The sequence below is a fragment of the Microvirga aerophila genome, assembly GCF_003332305.1.
Taxonomy (GTDB): Bacteria; Pseudomonadota; Alphaproteobacteria; order Rhizobiales; family Beijerinckiaceae; genus Microvirga; species Microvirga aerophila.
Genome location: NZ_QOIO01000046.1, coordinates 1 through 16,504, shown reverse-complemented (window position 1 = coordinate 16,504; position 16,504 = coordinate 1). Strand labels below are relative to the sequence as shown.

The window sequence follows — 16,504 nt, the reverse complement described above, 5'->3', positions numbered from 1 at the left end:
GCTCCTAGCCCTTGGCCCATTCGCGAATCAGATGGCGGGCGATGGCGATCGGGGAGGGCGCGGCGAATTCCTCGTGCTCCTCGGCCAGCATGCGCCGGATATCCTCCTTTGAGAACCAGCGGGCATCCTCCAATTCCGTCCTGTCGATGACGATGTCGTCGGTCTCGGCCTCGCCGATGCAGCCGATCATGATGGATGACGGGAAGGGCCAGGGCTGGGACGTGACGTATTCGACCCGGCCGACCCGCACGCCGGCCTCTTCGAAGGTTTCGCGCCTGACGGCGTCGTCGATGGTCTCGCCGGGCTCCAGAAAGCCCGCCAGGCACGAATACATTTTGGGCGCGAAACGGGACTGCCGACCAAGGAGGCATTTGTCTCCCCTGGCGATCAGCATGATGACGACCGGATCCGTGCGCGGGAAATGCTGGGTGCCGCAGGCCGAGCAGTCGCGCCGGAAACCCGCCTGAGCAGCATCCGTGGGTGCGCCGCAATTGGCGCAGAAGCGATGCCGGGCGTGCCAGTCGAGCATCGACTTCGCCATGGCCAGAATGCCCAGTTCCTCCGCCGGCACCAGGCCGCGCACGGCGATCGAGCGCAGGTCCGTGACCTCGAAGGCCGGATCGGATTGAAACAGCTCCGCCGCTTCGGGAGCCGCCAGGGTGGCGATGACCGGACGGTCGCGAAGGGTGCCGAGAAAGACCTGCTCGCGATGGCCCGGGAGTTTCCTGAGAACCGCCGCCGGCAGCAGCGCAGTCCCGGGCTCCCCGGCCGTGAGGATCGGCAGGTCGCCGGTCACCAGCACCATGGCGGCTTCCGGGTTGTCCGCATGGCGGGCAAGGGCGTCGGGGTCCCGCTCGGCGCTGTGGCGAACGAGAGGGTTCGTGATGTAGCTGATGGGTGTTGTCATAGGGGTCAAGCTGCCGCGAAAAGTGCGCCGGCCCGCTCGATCAGGGCGGTCGCCGCATGGTCAGGATAGGGAATCCGGGTTCCGTTGCCCCAGACGGGACCAGGCCAAGCCGGGTCGGAGCGGAAACGCCCGATCACGTGCACATGGAGCTGCGTCACGATGTTGCCGAGCGCTCCCACGTTCACCTTGTCGGGTTTGGACAGCGTCATCATGACCCGGGTGGCGATGCGGGTCTCCTGCATCAGCTGTGCTGCCTGTTCGTCCGACAGGTCCGTCAGCTCGCTGACATCGGCGATGCGGGGCACCAGCACGAACCACGGAAAGCGGGCATCGTTGAGGAGCAGAACCGACGAAAGCGACAGGTCGCCGATCGGGATCGTGTCGGCCTCAAGGCGAGAATCGAGTTGGAAGATCGAGGTCATACGGCCACGTTAGCCGAGCTTGTGATCCAATGTCAGCCGCCATCCGGAGTTTCGATGCGCGGGCCGGGATGACGCTTCGGGGCGCTGTTTCTAACTTGCGTTCCCCGGGTGAAACCCTCATATAGGCGGTGGGAGGTTGGCGAGGGACGTCTCACTCGCCAACCGGGTCAGGTCCGGAAGGAAGCAGCCCTAACGAGACCGAACGGGTCTTCGTCCAGCCTCCCACCCTGGCGCTCCGTCAAGAGCGCCCCAGTTTGATCCCAAGCCTAGCAGCCAATGGACGAAACCACAGCCGGCACGCCCCTGATCGACGAGCCGGCCTTGCCCGGTTTCCCCGCCGCGCCCGTGATGTCGCAGGCTTCGCCTTACCGCGTTCTCGCCCGCAAATACCGCCCCCGCACCTTCGACGACCTGATCGGCCAGGAGGCGATGGTGCGCACCCTCTCGAATGCGTTCGAGACCGGCCGCATTCCGCAGGCCTGGATGCTGACCGGCGTGCGCGGCGTCGGCAAGACCACCACGGCCCGCATCCTGGCCCGAGGCCTCAACTATCAGAAGGCGGATGGCTCCGGCGCGCCGACCATTCACATGCCCGAGCCCGGCATCCACTGCGAATCCATCATGGAATCGCGGCACGTGGACGTGCTGGAGATGGACGCCGCCTCCCACACCGGAATCGACGACGTTCGCCAGATCATCGACGGCATCCGCTATTCCCCGGTTTCGGCCCGGTACAAGGTCTACATCATCGACGAGGTTCACATGCTGTCCGAGAAGGCGTTCAACGCCTTCCTGAAGACGCTTGAGGAGCCGCCGCCCCACGCGAAATTCATCTTCGCCACCACGGAGATCCGCAAGGTCCCCGTGACGATCCTGTCCCGCTGCCAGCGCTTCGACCTGCGCCGCATCGAGGCCGACAAGCTCGTGGCCCATCTCGGGCGCATCTGCGACGCCGAAGGCGTGACGGCCGACCAGGATGCCCTGGCGGCCATCGCCCGCGCGGCGGAGGGCTCGGCCCGCGATTCTCTGTCTCTTCTCGACCAGGCCATTTCTCACGGAGCCGGCATCGTCAGGGCGGACACCGTTCGCGACATGCTGGGGCTCGCCGACCGCGCCCTGGTGATCGACCTTTTCGAGGCGGTGATGCGAGGCGATGTCCCGGCCGCTTTCGCGGGGCTCCGGTCGCAATACGATTCCGGCGCCGATCCAGGCGTCATCCTGTCGGATCTGGCCTCCTTCTCGCATGTGGTCACCCGTCTCAAGCTAATTCCCGACGCCGCAAAGGATCCGGCCCTGTCGGAGGCCGAGCGGCAGCGGGGCATGGAGTTTGCTCAAAGGCTCTCCGTCAGAACGCTCTCTCGCACCTGGCAGATTCTTCTCAAGGGTATTCCCGAGGTCCAATCCTCGAACCGCCCCGTGGCGGCCGCCGAAATGGTGCTCGTGCGGCTGGCTTATGCAGCCGATCTGCCGACCCCCGACGAGGCCCTTCGGATCCTGAAGGAAGGCGCCGCGCCTGTATCGGGCAACGGATCGCCGACGCCCCCGCCCACGTCATCCGGTCCCGCTACATCCGGCAACATGGCGCTCGCGACCTCCCAAGCCAGGCCGCAGCGAAGGCCGGAACCCGCCGGCGCCGCGCCGGCCGTGCGCCTGCGCCGCTTCGAGGATGTGGTCGCCATGGCGGGCGAGAAGCGGGATATCGTCCTGAAAGCCGCGCTCGAACGGGACGTGCGGCTCGTGCGCTTCGAAGAGGGGCGCATCGAGCTCAGCCTTGCAGAGGGCGGCAGCCGCACCATCGCGAACGATCTCGCCCGCGCTCTTCAGCTATGGACCGGCGAGCGCTGGATGGTCGCCCTGTCGTCGGAAGAGGGGGAGCCCACCCTTCGTGACCAGGCGGTGGCTGCGGAGCGGGAGCGCAAGGAGGGAGCCGCGAGCCACCCCCTGGTGCAGGCCGTTCTCGCCAAGTTTCCCGGTGCGCAGATCGTGAACGTGGTCGAGCGCGCCGAGAAGGGCGACGGCGTGGATGCCGAAACCGAAATTCTGGGCGAGGCCGACGCGCTGACCGCGCACGAGGCCGAAGCTGACGACGATCTGGAGTGAGGAAGCGGTCATGAAAGACATCATGGGATTGATGAAGCAGGCGCAGGCCATGCAGCAGAAGCTGCAGGACGCGCAGGCCGAGCTGGACAATGTCGAGGTGGAAGGCACCGCCGGCGGCGGTGTCGTGACCGTGAAGGCGAGCGGCAAGGGCAACCTCAAGGCCATCAGCATCGATCCTTCGCTGATGAACCCGGACGAGAAGGAAATTCTCGAAGATCTCATCGTGGCCGCCATGAACGACGCCCGCGGCAAGGCCGAGCGCGCCGCTGAGGCACGCATGGCCGAATTGACCAAGGGGCTTCCCCTGCCGCCGGGCATGAAGCTGTTTTGAGGTCTTGATGGCTCAGCACGTCGCCGGTCCGGAAATCGAACGCCTTATCCAGCTGCTGGCCCGCCTGCCGGGCCTTGGCCCCCGCTCGGCCCGCCGGGCCGCTCTGCAGCTGATCAAGAAGCGGGATACGCTTCTCAACCCGCTGAGCGACGCCATGCGTGTCGCCAATGAGCGGATCGTCGTGTGCTCGTCGTGCGGCAACGTCGATACGTCCGAGCCCTGCACGATCTGCAAGGACCCTCGCCGTGATGCGTCCATCTTGGTGGTGGTGGAGGACGTGTCGGACCTCTGGGCGCTTGAACGGTCGGGCGCGGTCAATGCGCTCTACCACGTGCTGGGGGGCGTTCTATCGCCCCTGGACGGCGTGCGTCCCGAGCACCTGAACCTCGACCGCCTCGTCGCTCGCGCGTCGGAGCCCGGAGTGTCGGAGATCATTCTGGCGCTCAACGCCACCGTCGACGGGCAGACGACCGCCCACTACATCACCGAACTCCTGACCCATCTCCCCGTGAAGGTGACGAAGCTCGCCCATGGCGTGCCGGTCGGCGGCGAGCTCGATTACCTGGACGAAGGCACCCTCTCGGCCGCGATCCGTCAAAGGACGGCGTTCTAGGGCCGAGCCGGTTCTGAAAGACCATTCGTGAAAAAGCGTTTGCCTGCGGGAAACCTTTCGCGCAGGCGGGTCTCGCAGGTGACAGCCCTCGACGCCATTGCTAATCACTGCGCAACGAAGCCCTTGCCCGAGTGATCCATGTCCAATACCGACCTCGCCCAAACCATCGATGCCGCCTGGGAAGACCGGGCCAATGTGAATCCCGCCACCAGGGGGGCGGTTCGCGAGGCCGTGGAGCAGGCGCTCCATCTGCTCGATTCAGGCAAGGCCCGCGTGGCCGAGAAAGCCGGCGCCGAGTGGCAAGTGCATCAATGGCTCAAGAAGGCCGTTCTGCTCTCCTTCCGTCTCAATGACATGAGCGTCATCAAGGGCGGGCCCGGCAACGCCGTCTGGTGGGACAAGGTGCCGTCCAAGTTCGATGGTTGGTCGGAATCCGAATTCCAGGCGGCGGGCTTCCGGGCTGTGCCGAACTGCACGGTGCGCCGCGGCGCGTATATCGCGCCCGGCGTGGTGCTGATGCCGTCGTTCGTGAACCTCGGCGCCTATGTGGATGAGGGCACCATGGTCGACACATGGGCGACCGTTGGGTCCTGTGCGCAGATCGGCAAGCATGTGCACCTGTCCGGCGGCGTCGGAATCGGCGGCGTCTTAGAGCCGTTGCAGGCCAATCCCACCATCATCGAGGACAATTGCTTCATCGGGGCGCGCTCCGAAGTCGTCGAGGGCGTGGTCGTCGGCGAAGGCTCGGTGCTGTCCATGGGCGTCTTCCTCAGCGCCTCCACCAAGATCATCGACCGCACGACCGGCGAAACCTTCGTCGGCCGCGTGCCGCCTTATTCCGTGGTCGTCCCTGGTTCCCTCCCGGGCAAGCCCCTCCCGGACGGTACGCCCGGCCCGTCCCTCTACTGCGCCGTCATCGTGAAGCGGGTGGATGCGCAGACCCGGGCGAAGACCGCCATCAACGAGCTGCTGCGCGACTAGAAATATGTCCAGGGGCCGGTTCTTAATATCTGCTGTCTTTGGGCTAGCGCTATATTTTCTGCTAGGCTTCGCTGGAGTGGTAGTGTTCACAGACCATGCCGATTTTATCCATGATTGGACAGAAGCCGAGAGAACACACCATCTGGCTTTTGTGTCATTGATTTCTGCAATTCCGCCCTTGATCTTGATTGCGCCGGTCATTCACAAGAGGCTTCGATATTTACAGGTTAGTGGATGGTGGATTCTGCCATCATATTCTCTGGTTTTGTGTGCGCTCGCCCTTGATTTTTATATTTCGACACGGACCATAAGTACTTGGCTTTGGATTCTTATAGGCGGTGCCTTCTTGGGAATCGCATTTGGAGACCGGTTGCTTCTACGGGGCAGGATAAGGCAATGATGGAAGTAGATGCTTTATCCTTGGCTCAACACCTAATTCGCTGCCCCTCCGTGACTCCCGAGGAGGGCGGTGCGCTCACCTTCATCGAGGGGGTGCTGCGCGAGGCGGGTTTCGAGGTGCACCGTCTGGTTTTCACCGCGCCCGGTACGCCGGACGTGGAAAACCTCTATGCCCGCTACGGCTCGGGCGAACCCTATCTGCTCTTCGCAGGCCACACCGATGTGGTGCCGCCCGGAGACGCGACGCGCTGGCGGCATGATCCCTTTTCGGGTGTGATCGACGGCGAAGAGCTTCATGGGCGCGGCGCGGTCGACATGAAGGGCGGCATCGCCTGCATGATGGCGGCGGCGCTGGAATTCATCCGCGAGACCTCCGACTTCAAAGGCTCGATCGGCTTCCTCATCACCGGTGATGAGGAGGGACCCGCCATCAACGGCACGGTCAAACTGCTCGAATGGGCCAAAGCGCGGGGCGAGCGCTTCAACCACTGCATCCTGGGCGAGCCCACCAACCCAAACCGGCTCGGCGACATGATTAAGATCGGCCGGCGCGGCTCGCTGACGGGCCGGATCGTCGTCGAGGGCAAGCAGGGGCACGTGGCCTACCCGCATCTGGCCGACAATCCGGTTCCGGGAATGATCCGTCTCGTCGATGGACTCCTGCGGGAGCCGCTCGATCAGGGCACGGACCATTTCGATGCATCGAACCTGGAGGTGACGACGATCGACGTGGGCAATCCGGCCTCCAACGTCATTCCGGCGGAAGCTCGCGCAACCTTCAACATCCGCTTCAACGATCTCTGGACTCCGCAGAGTCTGGAGGAGGAGGTTGAGCGGCGGCTGCGCGAAGCGGCCGGGAACACAGTGCGCTATCGGCTCGCCATGGACCCAACCAATGCGGTCGCGTTCCTGACCCCGCCGAACACGTTCGTCGGCTTCATCGCCGACGCGATCGAGGCCGAGACCGGGCGGCGTCCCAAACTGTCCACCACGGGCGGCACGTCGGATGCTCGCTTCATTGTGAAGGATTGCCCGGTGGTGGAATTTGGCCTCGTCGGACAGACCATGCACCAGGTCGACGAGCGTGTGGCGGTTGCCGATCTAGACCGATTGTCAACGATCTACCGCAAGGTATTGGACGCCTACTTCGCGGCGTCCGCCGACGCGCTTCAAGCGTAGCTTTCGACTAAAGTCGATGTCGGGTCGGAACGTTTTCCGGCCCTGGCCGGTTTTCGTGAGCATACCACTCATCGGGGGCGCTCGTGATCGTAACCGCTGACGAAGTCAACCGCTCGTTCAAAGGCACAGTCGATCTGCTGAACAGCAGGGTCGAGGGCCTCAAGGCCTTCGACATGAGCGAACGGGGCTTCTGGCGCTCCTTCATGGCGATCTGGCTGACGCTTCCGGCCTACATCGTGTCCCTTGCCTTCGAGCGCCTTCGTCTCGGAATGCTCCAACCCGATCGCGTCCTGCTCGATAATGTGTGGGTCGATATCGTCGTGGCGCTGGGTCATCTGGCGAACTTCGTCGCCCTTCCGTTTGCCATGATCTTCGTGGCGCGTCGCTTCCGGCTCACTGAGCGCTATGCGCCCTTTGTGATCGTCACCAACTGGATCACGGTCATCGGCCTGCTGGTGCTTTCGGTCCCGGCGATGCTTGTTCTGCTCGGGTGGGCGCCGCCGCCGCTCGCCAGCATGTTCAGCCTGGCCTTCGCCATCATCATCCTGCGGCTGCAATGGTTTGCCACCAAGGCGACGCTCGGCGTCGGGGGGCTCGCGGCCATGGGGATCGTCATGCTCGGCATCGTGCTCAATTCCTTCGTCGGAATGGCGGTGCGAGGCCTGCTCGGCTAGGGATAGTCGACACCGATCAGATAAAGTCCGGTGGACGGCGCCATAGGGCCGCAGCGCTTGCGGTCTTGGGCTTCGAGGGCAGACCGCACATCGTCCACGGCCCAGCGTCCGGCTCCGACCCGCTCCAGCGTTCCCACCATCGAGCGCACCTGATGGTGCAGGAATGAACGGGCGGATGCATAAATCCGGATCTCGTCGCCGATGCGCTCCACATCTAGCCGGTCGAGAGTGCGGACCGGGCTGTTCGCCTGGCACTCGGCAGCCCGAAAGGTCGTAAAGTCGTGACGTCCGATCAGGCTTTGTGCGGCCTCATGCATCAGGGATGAATCCAGCCGCCACGCCACATGCCAGACCCGCGTCGCCTCAAGGGCCGGTGGGGCGCGGCGGTTCAGGATCCGATAGACGTAATGGCGCTTGATGGCCGACAGGCGGGCGTTGAAGGTCTCGGGCACCGACTCGGCCGACAGGATCGCCACCGGGGCAGGTTTCAGATGCGCGTTGGTAGCGTCGCGCACGGTGTCCGTGCGCCAATCCTTCGCAAGATCCACATGGACGACCTGGTGGGTGGCGTGGACCCCGGAATCGGTGCGTCCCGCGCAATGGATGCGCACCTTTTCGCCGGCAAAGCGCTCAATGGCGTCCTCGATGGCCTGCTGCACAGACAGGCCATTCGTCTGGTGCTGCCAGCCGGTGAAGGGCGTCCCGTCATATTCGACCACGAGCTTGTAGCGGGGCATGATGACTAAAGCTCCGCGAAGGGGCGGGCATACCGCACCGGTCCACGGGCGCGGCGGCCCTCGTCGGTGAGGGCCAGCGCCTGGAGATAAGAGCCATCGTATGGAGTTTGCAAACCCGCCGCATGCTCGGTCGTGAAGCCGAACCGGCCATAGTAGGCAGGGTCTCCCAGGACCAGCACGAGGTCCTCGCCTGAACCCGCGAGCCGGTTCAGGCCCTCCCGCACGAGTGACGACCCGATGCCTCGGCGCTGCCTCTCCTTGACGACCGCGAGCGGCGCAAGGGCGCTGGCCCGCGCTGGGCTATGCGAAAGTGCGAGTCGCGAGAACGCCACATGCCCCACGATCTCGTCCGCATCGGCCACCAGGGACAGGACGATATCGCCGTTTCGGCGCAGGGTCCCAACCAATTCGGCTTCCGCCGCTCCCCCGAAGGCGCCCCTGTGAACGGCGTCGATCGCCGCATGGTCTTCAGGTGTCTCCGGGCGGATCACGAAGGTCATGCAAAAGACATCCCGGCCTCGATCCGAACTCCTCTCAGGAAATCGTCAGCGTTCATGGGAGCCTTGCCGGCGCGCTGCACCTGGAGAAGCCGCAATGCGCCTTCGCCGCAGGCCACGATGCCCCCTGGGTCCAAGAGGATTCCCGGTGCGCCCGATCCCTCGTCGATCCTTGCCCGCAGAACTTTCACCCGCTCCTCGCCCTTGCCGAAATCGGCCGTGAAGAACGCGCCCGGGAAGGGCGAGAGGCCGCGGATATGATCGTGAACGGCTTGGGCGGGCTTTGCCCAATCGATCCTGGAATCGTCGTTCTTGAGCTTGTGGGCATAGGTCACGCCCTGCTCGGGCTGGGGCGTGAAGTTCAACCCGCCGCGGGAGAGGGCGGCAAGCGCCCGCACCATGAGGTCGGCGCCGAGCCCCATCAGCTTGTCGTGCAGTTCCCCGGCGTTCATCTCGGGCGTGATCGCCACCCGCTCGACCATGGCCACGGGGCCTGTGTCGAGGCCTTCCTCCATCTTCATGACCGCGACGCCCGTCTCGGCATCGCCCGCCATGATGGCGCGCTGGATCGGGGCCGCGCCGCGCCAGCGGGGAAGCAGCGAGGCGTGAAGGTTGAGGCATCCGAGTTCCGGCGCGTCGAGGATCGCTTTCGGCAGGAGCATCCCATAGGCCACGACGACAGCCACGTCCGCCTCGTGGCTTCGAAAGATGTCGGCGGCGTCGTCCGTCCGCAGGGTCTTCGGGGTGAAGACCGGCAGTCCGAACCGCTCCGCCATTTTGTGGACCGGCGAAGGCTTGAGCTCCATCCCCCGGCCCGCAGCGGCGGGCGGGCGGGTATAGACCGCAACGACCTCGTGCCCCTGTCCGACGATTTCGGACAGGGTGGGCACGGCGAAGTCCGGTGTCCCCATGAAGACGACGCGAAGGCTCATGCGCCCGCCTCGCGCTTGGCAGCCTTCTTGAACTTGGTGATGACCCGGTCCCGCTTGAGCTTGGACAGGTGGTCGATGAACAGGACGCCGTTGAGGTGATCGATTTCGTGCTGCACGCAGGTGGCCATCAGGTCCTCGGCCTCCTGCTCGACGGTCTCACCCTGGAGATTCATGTAGCGGAAGCGCACCCGGTCCGGCCGCTCGACCTCCTCATAGTATTCAGGGATCGACAGGCAGCCTTCCTCGTAGACGCGTTTTTCTTCGGACGCCCAGACGATCTCCGGGTTGAGCAGCACCATGGGATGGCGCTCTCCCTCGGTCTTGGACACGTCCATGGTGACCATGCGCAAGGGCACGCCGACCTGGATGGCCGCCAAGCCGACGCCAGGGGCGTCGTACATGGTATCCAGCATGTCGTCGGCCAGTTTCCGGATCTCGTCCGTGATTTCCTTCACGGGTTCGGAAACAAGGCGGAGCTTGGAGTCGGGCAGGATGACGAGAGGTTTGATGGTCATGATTTGCGGGAGATAAGGGCTTGGCCTGGGATGGTCAAATCGTTCGTCTTATGTTCGGATGTTTCAGTCAACCGGAAGTTCAAGGCCCATGAACGACGTCGTCCTTATTCTTGGCTCCTATCCCCTGACATGGGGCAAGCTCGTGATCTGGATGGCGGCGGGAAGCTTCGGGCTGCTGGTGATCGTCACCCTGCTGCTCCTCAAGTCGCGACGCGAAAGAGCCTTCGAGGCCGCCATTTCGGACGAGCGGGCGCGGGAAATGGACGACAAGGTGGGCGAACTCACCCGCATTCAAGCCGAAATGACGGGTCGGATGCAGACCATTGCGGAAGTCTTCGGCACCCGCCAGAGCGACTTCGTCCGGCTGATTTCGGAGCGGATCGACGGTCTCCAGCACCGGATGGGGCAGGGGCTCGAGGCGACGACCCGGCACCAGACGGAGAACCTGTCCAAGCTCAACGAGCGCCTCGCGGTCATCGACGCGGCGCAGAAGAACCTGAAGGACCTGACCGGCGAGATCGTGGGTCTCAAGGATATTCTGTCCAACAAGCAGACCCGCGGAGCCTATGGGCAGGGCCGGATGGAGGCCATCATCCGGGATGGACTTCCCCAGGGGGCATTCGAATTCCAGCCCACGCTCTCGAACCGCACCCGTCCTGACTGCCTTGTGCGCCTGCCGGGCGACCCCCGGGGCCTCGTGGTCGACGCCAAGTTCCCCCTCGAGGGTTTCACGCTCTTCCGTGACGCCAAGAGCGATGAGGTTCGCACGAGAGCTGCCGCCAAGGTCCGGGGCGACATGCTTGTTCATGTGCGTGACATTTCGGAGAAATATCTCATCCCGGGCGAGACCCAGGACATCGCCATGATGTTCGTGCCCGCGGAGTCGATCTATGCCGACCTGTCCGAGCATTTCGACGATGTGGTTCAAAAGGCGCACCGGGCCCGCATCGTGATCGTGTCTCCGTCCCTGCTCACGCTTGCGATCCAGGTCATGCAGGCCATCGTCCGGGATGCCCGCATCCGGGAAGAGGCGCAGGTGATTCAGGTGGAGGTTCAGAAGCTTCTGGAGGATATCGAGCGGCTTGATGGACGTGTGGCGAAGCTCGACGCGCATTTCCGTCAGGCGCAGGATGATGTGGCGCAGATCAGGGTGTCGACCGACAAGATCGTGAAGCGCGGCCAGAAGATCGAGATGCTCGAATTCGACGAGGGGGAGGCGGCCGCCCGGGCCGAGTTGCTGCGCCTTCAGGGCCGGAGCCTAAGGGCCGTCGACTGAACTTGCTGAATATCCCGTCAGGGCCGGCGACAGGCTGGAACCGCCACGAACGCCACAACGTTCTTCCAGCGTCAAACCACGCGGTACAGTGAAGCCGGCGCGTCGCGCTGGCTTGTTCCACATGATGGAAGGAAATACGCCATGGCCCTTTTTTCGAAGGACATCAAGACTTTGGATGATCTCTTCGTCCATACCCTGCAGGACATCTACTACGCCGAGCAGCAGATCACGAAGGCTCTGCCCCAGATGATCGAAATGGCAAGCGATCCTCAGCTGAAGCAGGCGTTCCAGACCCATTTGGGTGAGACCGAGCAGCAGATCCAGATGGTGGAGCAGGTGTTCCGCATGCATGGCCACGATCCGAAGGGCGTCACCTGCCCGGCGATCGACGGCATCATCGACGAGGCTCAAGAGATTGCCGGCGACATCGATGACCCGCAGGTTCTCGACGCCGCCCTGACGGCCGCCGCCCAGGCGGTGGAGCATTATGAGATCACCCGCTACGGCACACTCGTTGCTTGGGCCAAGCAGCTCGGCCGCGACGATTGCGCCAGCGTGCTTCACCAGATCCTCGAGCAGGAAAAGGCAACCGATCAGAAGCTCAACCGCATTGCGGAGAGCAAGATCAACACGAAGGCCGCCTAAAGGCTGCCTCGCTCTCACGATCCAGCGTCTGGCCGAAGCTGTCAGATCGGTGGAAATGAAAAGGCCTCTCCCAAGCGGGAGAGGCCTGAGTTTTAGATTCGCTTGTGTGCGTCTCAGATGATGAAGAACTCTTTCTCCGTCATCTTGAGGTTGTTGTTCAAGCTGGCGATCTCCACGGCCTTGGCCTTGCCGGATCCGTCCGCATCGAAGGTCAGAACGCCTGTCTTCTTGTTGTAGGCAAGGTAGTCGTTTTTGTCCTTATGGCCTTTGAGCGAGAAGAAGTCCTTCTTCACCTTGTCGGGCTTCACGAAGGTCCCCTTGCCGATCTTCTTGAAGAAGTTGCTTTCCAGATAGATGCTGTCGCTCTGGACGTCGTAGTCCGTGATCCTGTCCATGTTGGTCTTCTTGTTCGCCTTCTTGTCGAACACGAAGATGTCCGCGCCGCTGCCCCCGCTGAGCACGTCCTTGCCAAGGCCGCCGTTCAGGACGTTGCTGCCATCATTGCCCTTGAGCGTGTTGGCGCCTTCGTTCCCGGTTAGGTTGATGGCGAGAGCGCCTACAGCGGCCGTAAGCCCTTCCACCCCCGATCCCGAAGTCAGCGCAAGATTGATGCTTGTGACGATCGTATCCGTTCCCTGCCCCGCGGCTTCCGTCACCACGTCAAGCGCGTTGTCGACCATATAGGTATCGTCGCCGGCGCCGCCGCTGAGCATATCCGCGCCAACGCTTCCGTCGAGGACGTTGTTGCCGGCATTCCCGTTGATGACGTTGTTGAGTTCGTTGCCGGTCAGGTTGATCGCCGCATTGCCCTGCTGCGCGGAGAGGAACTCTACGGATACCCCCGCCTTCAGGCTATAGCTTGCGCTTGCGATGACGGTGTCGTTGCCCTGACCAGCATCCTCGATCAGCATGTCGGCATCGGTATCGACCATGTAGAGATCGTCGCCTGCGCCACCGATCAGAGTGTCGGCGCCGTCTCCTCCATCGAGGGTGTCGTTGCCTTCCATGGCGGTAATCTTGTCGTTGCCATTTCCGCCATTGAGCGAGTCGTTGCCGTTCTGATACTCCTCAATGATGTCATCGCCATCGCCGCCATAAACGGTATCGTTGCCGCTGGCTGCCTTCAGCAAATCTGTGCCTGCACCGCCATCGATGACGTTGTTTCCGTCATTGCCATAAATTTCATTGTTAAGGGCATTGCCGGTGCCCGTGAGGTTGCCGAAGCCGTTCTCAAGCGCGAGATATTCGACGTTTGAACCTAGAGCGTAATTTATCTTGGAAATGACCCGATCTAAGGTTCCACCCGTTGCGTCTTCACTGACGACGTCCTCTGCCGAATCGACAAAGTAATCATCATCTCCCTCCCCACCAATCATTATATCGGCGCCAGCACCGCCGATCAGGAGATCTTTGCCGGACCCACCCTCCAGTCAGTCAGCTCCGTTGCCCCCATCGAGAATGTCGTCGCCTTCGGCGCCGCTGAGTATATTCACTCCACTGTTGCCGGTGATGCGATTGTTGGCAGCATTTCCTGTGCCGTTCAGCACGGCTGAGCCGATGAGTTCGAGATGTTCAAGCGCGGTGCCTGCGAGAGAGAACGTCAGCGAGGAGATGACGTTATCGTCGAGGTCCGCACCCTCTTCCGTGATTATATCAGTGTCGCTATCAATGATATAAGTGTCATTGCCTATGCCGCCGATGAGCTCATCTGTGCCTGCGCCGCCATCGAGTGTGTCGTTGCCATCATGACCCTCAAGTCGATTGGAGCCCGATGTTCCGACGATCTTGTTGTTGAGGGAGTTGCCTGTGCCATTGATGCTGTCGTTGCCAGTCAGGATGAGATCTTCAATGGTACCGGCGAGTTCGAATGTAACTGATGCCTCCACTGTATCGTGGTCTTGATCGTTATTCTCGATAACGACATCGTTCACATGATCGACGATGTAAGTGTCGTTGCCGAGGCCGCCAGTCATCTGGTCGGCGCCGCCTCCACCGTCCAGCCTGTTGTTGCCGCGATTCCCTGTCAGCTTATTCACGTCGCTGTTACCAGTTCCAGCGATGTTGCTTGAGCCGGTCATAATTAGGTTTTCGACATGATTGCCTAGAGTGAAGTTCACCGAGGCTTCGATTGTGTCGTCGCCCTCACCAATCAATTCGGTGACAAGATCGCCGATGTTATCAACGACGAAGGTGTCGTTACCAAGCCCGCCAATGAGTTCATCCGCGCCGAGGCCACCATCGAGAGTATCGCTGCCCTCGCCGCCGTCGAGGGTATTGCCGATCGCATTGCCTGTGATTTTATTTTCGAGGTGATTGCCTATGCCCTCGGCTGCAGTGCCGGTCAGGATGAGGTCTTCAACAGTTGTGCCTTCAAGGCTGAAGCCGACAGATGCGCGCACCGTGTCATGGCCTTCGATCCCCTCTTCAATGACAGTGTCATTGTCATTGTCGACGATATAGGTGTCATTCCCGAGACCGCCCGTCATCTCATCGGCGCCAGCGCCGCCGTTGAGGATATTGTTCCCGCTGTTCCCAATGATCACGTTGGCAAGCGCATTGCCCGTGCCGTTGATGTCGGCCTCGCCGGTCAGCGTGAGGTCTTCCAACAGGCTGCTGAGGGTGAAGTTGATCGACGCTTCGACCCGGTCGATGCCTTCGTTGATCTCTTCCTCGAAAACGACATCACCTGCATCGTCGACAATATAAACGTCGCCGCCGTCACCGCCTTCGAGCGTGTCTGCGCCAGCGCCGCCATTCAGGATGTCGCTGCCCTGGCCTCCAACGAGACTGTCGTTATCGCCTCCACCCTCAAGGCTATCGTTATCGTCCTCACCCTCGAGAGTGTCGCTGCCGTTGCCACCGGTGAGGGTGTTCTGTCCGGCATTACCGATGATGTGGTTGTCGAGGCCGTTGCCGATGACGCTCCCGCCTGGGGGCGCAGGCGGGAGAGACGGAAGCGTGAAATCTTCCTCACCCTGCTCAAGCGTGTAGGTATTGGTGGATTGATCGTAATCGGCCATGACGAGCCCCCAAGCGTTAAAGTATCAATATAACGTTTGTTATATGATACCTTTGTGCCTAGCAACGGGCTGCTGTCTTAGGTGTCGCTGTCCTACTTACAACTATCTCACAGCGTCCATTCCTCCTTAGAGAGTTACGGACGGGCAGACACCACACAGTCGCGCAGAAAATCAGCCAAATCATTCGTGATGTGGTCGATATGCGGCGTTTTCACCGCCTCCTGCTCGAATTCTTCCCGAAAGGGGTCGACCGTCTTGGGAACGATAAGGGTCGTGGTCATGCCGAGCTCGTGGGGCACCACGAGGTTTTTGGCGATGTCCTCGAACATAGCTGAGCGGGAGGGCTCCACCGCATGCTTTTCCAGGAACATTTCATAGGCCCGCCGGTCGGGCTTTGGCACGAAATTGGCGGCTGCGATGTCGAACACGTCTTCGAAATGGTCGAAAATGCCCAGCTTCTTCGAGACGTTCTCGGCATGCTTGCGTGAGCCGTTGGTCAGGATCAGCTTGCGGCCGGGGAGCTTCTCGATGGCCTCACCCAGGCTGGCATTGAGCTCAATATCGGTGTGATCGATGTCGTGGGCGAAATCCAGGAAATCGTAGGGGTCGATATCGTATTCATCGATCAGGGCGCGCAGGGTCGTACCATATTTGTGATAGAAATACTTCTGCAACGACCGGGCCGAGAGGCCGTCGATCCCGAAAAGATTGGCGATATAGAGGGTTATGCGCTCGTCGACCTGTGGCCACACCCGGGATGTATGCGGGTAGAGGGTGTTGTCGAGGTCGAAGATCCAGGTGTCTACATGCGAGAAGCGCCGCGATTCAGGCGACGACACATGGGCGTGAGGCTCGACAGACGAAATGATGTTCATGGCATCCAGATAGCAGTGGGGCCGATCTGGCCCCACTGAATGTCATATATGTCCTCGGGGAGGCTTGTAAAAGAGCCTAAAGCATCGGACTGGAAATTCGACTCTTAGGGTTCTGGGTTGATGTGATCTGTGATTCACTTCGTCGGACGGGAGGTGGATCATGGGTCACTGCTATTCTCTCGATCTTCGTATGCGGGTTGCAGCCTTCGTCGAGGCGGGCCATTCCTGCCGGACGGCGGCCCGCCACTTTGGCGTCAGTGACAGCTGTGCCATCAAGCTGATGCAGCGCCAGCGGCGGTTCGGCTCGCCGGCGCCCGCCCGCCAAGGCCGTCCGCCGGGAGGTGGCAAACTGGTGCCTTATGAGACCTTCCTGATCCAAGCCGTCGAGGCACACCCCGCCA

General features: G+C 62.1%; 18 protein-coding genes and 1 other RNA gene. 10 read left to right on the top strand and 9 right to left on the bottom strand.

Going from position 1 to position 16,504, the window contains the following annotated elements; translation table 11 throughout:
- Window positions 1-4: 4 nt before the first annotated feature.
- Both nudC and DRB19_RS21395 read right to left on the bottom strand, forming a co-directional pair.
- Window positions 5-907, bottom strand: coding sequence for an NAD(+) diphosphatase (gene nudC, locus DRB19_RS21400; protein WP_114188059.1), 903 nt, complete (start codon window positions 905-907; stop codon window positions 5-7).
- Between the two features lie 5 nt (window positions 908-912).
- A complete protein-coding gene (locus tag DRB19_RS21395; protein WP_114188058.1) occupies window positions 913-1,329 on the bottom strand; it encodes an HIT domain-containing protein in 417 nt (138 codons plus the stop codon).
- Window positions 1,330-1,459: 130 nt separating this feature from the next.
- Here DRB19_RS21395 and ffs point away from each other — a divergent pair.
- The 7 genes from ffs to DRB19_RS21360 all read left to right on the top strand — a co-directional run bounded on the left by ffs (window position 1,460) and on the right by DRB19_RS21360 (window position 7,606).
- Window positions 1,460-1,556, top strand: an RNA gene (gene ffs / locus DRB19_RS21390) — signal recognition particle sRNA small type.
- Between the two features lie 49 nt (window positions 1,557-1,605).
- Window positions 1,606-3,429, top strand: coding sequence for a DNA polymerase III subunit gamma/tau (locus tag DRB19_RS21385; protein WP_114188057.1), 1,824 nt, complete (start codon window positions 1,606-1,608; stop codon window positions 3,427-3,429).
- Between the two features lie 10 nt (window positions 3,430-3,439).
- Window positions 3,440-3,760 carry a YbaB/EbfC family nucleoid-associated protein gene (locus DRB19_RS21380; protein WP_114188056.1) on the top strand — a complete coding sequence of 107 codons (321 nt, stop codon included), beginning with the start codon at window positions 3,440-3,442 and terminating at the stop codon, window positions 3,758-3,760.
- A gap of 7 nt (window positions 3,761-3,767) precedes the next feature.
- Window positions 3,768-4,373, top strand: a complete 606-nt coding sequence (gene recR / locus DRB19_RS21375; protein WP_114188055.1) for a recombination mediator RecR — start codon at window positions 3,768-3,770, stop codon at window positions 4,371-4,373.
- A gap of 138 nt (window positions 4,374-4,511) precedes the next feature.
- Complete coding sequence (gene dapD, locus DRB19_RS21370; protein ID WP_114188054.1) at window positions 4,512-5,354, top strand: 2,3,4,5-tetrahydropyridine-2,6-dicarboxylate N-succinyltransferase; 843 nt, start codon at window positions 4,512-4,514, stop codon at window positions 5,352-5,354.
- A gap of 396 nt (window positions 5,355-5,750) precedes the next feature.
- Window positions 5,751-6,932, top strand: a complete 1,182-nt coding sequence (dapE, locus tag DRB19_RS21365; protein WP_373867380.1) for a succinyl-diaminopimelate desuccinylase — start codon at window positions 5,751-5,753, stop codon at window positions 6,930-6,932.
- Window positions 6,933-7,015: 83 nt separating this feature from the next.
- Window positions 7,016-7,606 carry a hypothetical protein gene (locus DRB19_RS21360; protein WP_114188053.1) on the top strand — a complete coding sequence of 197 codons (591 nt, stop codon included), beginning with the start codon at window positions 7,016-7,018 and terminating at the stop codon, window positions 7,604-7,606.
- Here the strand turns inward: DRB19_RS21360 and truA are convergent.
- From truA to def, 4 genes are read right to left on the bottom strand one after another with little or no spacing between them, the layout of a single operon-like run.
- A complete protein-coding gene (gene truA / locus DRB19_RS21355) occupies window positions 7,603-8,343 on the bottom strand; it encodes a tRNA pseudouridine(38-40) synthase TruA (protein WP_114188052.1) in 741 nt (246 codons plus the stop codon). The genes DRB19_RS21360 and truA overlap by 4 nt on opposite strands.
- 5 nt (window positions 8,344-8,348) lie before the next feature.
- On the bottom strand, window positions 8,349-8,843 hold the full coding sequence (locus tag DRB19_RS21350; protein ID WP_114188051.1) for a GNAT family N-acetyltransferase: 495 nt from the start codon (window positions 8,841-8,843) through the stop codon (window positions 8,349-8,351).
- Entirely contained in the window at window positions 8,840-9,772 is a 933-nt protein-coding gene (fmt, locus tag DRB19_RS21345; protein ID WP_114188050.1) for a methionyl-tRNA formyltransferase, read from the bottom strand. Before fmt ends, DRB19_RS21350 begins: the two co-directional genes overlap by 4 nt.
- Window positions 9,769-10,287, bottom strand: a complete 519-nt coding sequence (gene def, locus DRB19_RS21340) for a peptide deformylase (RefSeq protein WP_114188049.1) — start codon at window positions 10,285-10,287, stop codon at window positions 9,769-9,771. The genes fmt and def overlap by 4 nt, the downstream gene beginning before the upstream one ends.
- Window positions 10,288-10,375: 88 nt before the next feature.
- Between def and DRB19_RS21335 the strand changes: the two genes are divergently transcribed.
- On the top strand, window positions 10,376-11,563 hold the full coding sequence (locus DRB19_RS21335) for a DNA recombination protein RmuC (RefSeq protein WP_114188048.1): 1,188 nt from the start codon (window positions 10,376-10,378) through the stop codon (window positions 11,561-11,563).
- Window positions 11,564-11,704: 141 nt separating this feature from the next.
- Window positions 11,705-12,208 carry a YciE/YciF ferroxidase family protein gene (locus tag DRB19_RS21330; protein ID WP_114188047.1) on the top strand — a complete coding sequence of 168 codons (504 nt, stop codon included), beginning with the start codon at window positions 11,705-11,707 and terminating at the stop codon, window positions 12,206-12,208.
- A gap of 113 nt (window positions 12,209-12,321) precedes the next feature.
- On the opposite strand, the gene DRB19_RS21325 is transcribed toward DRB19_RS21330, so the two are convergent.
- The 3 genes from DRB19_RS21325 to DRB19_RS21315 form a co-directional block, all read right to left on the bottom strand.
- On the bottom strand, window positions 12,322-13,638 hold the full coding sequence (locus tag DRB19_RS21325) for a calcium-binding protein (RefSeq protein WP_276330626.1): 1,317 nt from the start codon (window positions 13,636-13,638) through the stop codon (window positions 12,322-12,324).
- The gene (locus DRB19_RS21320; RefSeq protein WP_114188045.1) at window positions 13,639-15,228 is read right to left on the bottom strand and encodes a calcium-binding protein; all 1,590 of its coding nucleotides are present in this window, start codon (window positions 15,226-15,228) and stop codon (window positions 13,639-13,641) included. It abuts the gene before it with no gap.
- Window positions 15,229-15,362: 134 nt separating this feature from the next.
- Complete coding sequence (locus DRB19_RS21315; protein ID WP_114188044.1) at window positions 15,363-16,103, bottom strand: pyrimidine 5'-nucleotidase; 741 nt, start codon at window positions 16,101-16,103, stop codon at window positions 15,363-15,365.
- Between the two features lie 160 nt (window positions 16,104-16,263).
- Between DRB19_RS21315 and DRB19_RS21310 the strand changes: the two genes are divergently transcribed.
- A partial coding sequence (locus DRB19_RS21310; RefSeq protein ID WP_245439450.1) for an IS630 transposase-related protein occupies window positions 16,264-16,504 on the top strand: 241 nt, incomplete at its 3' end.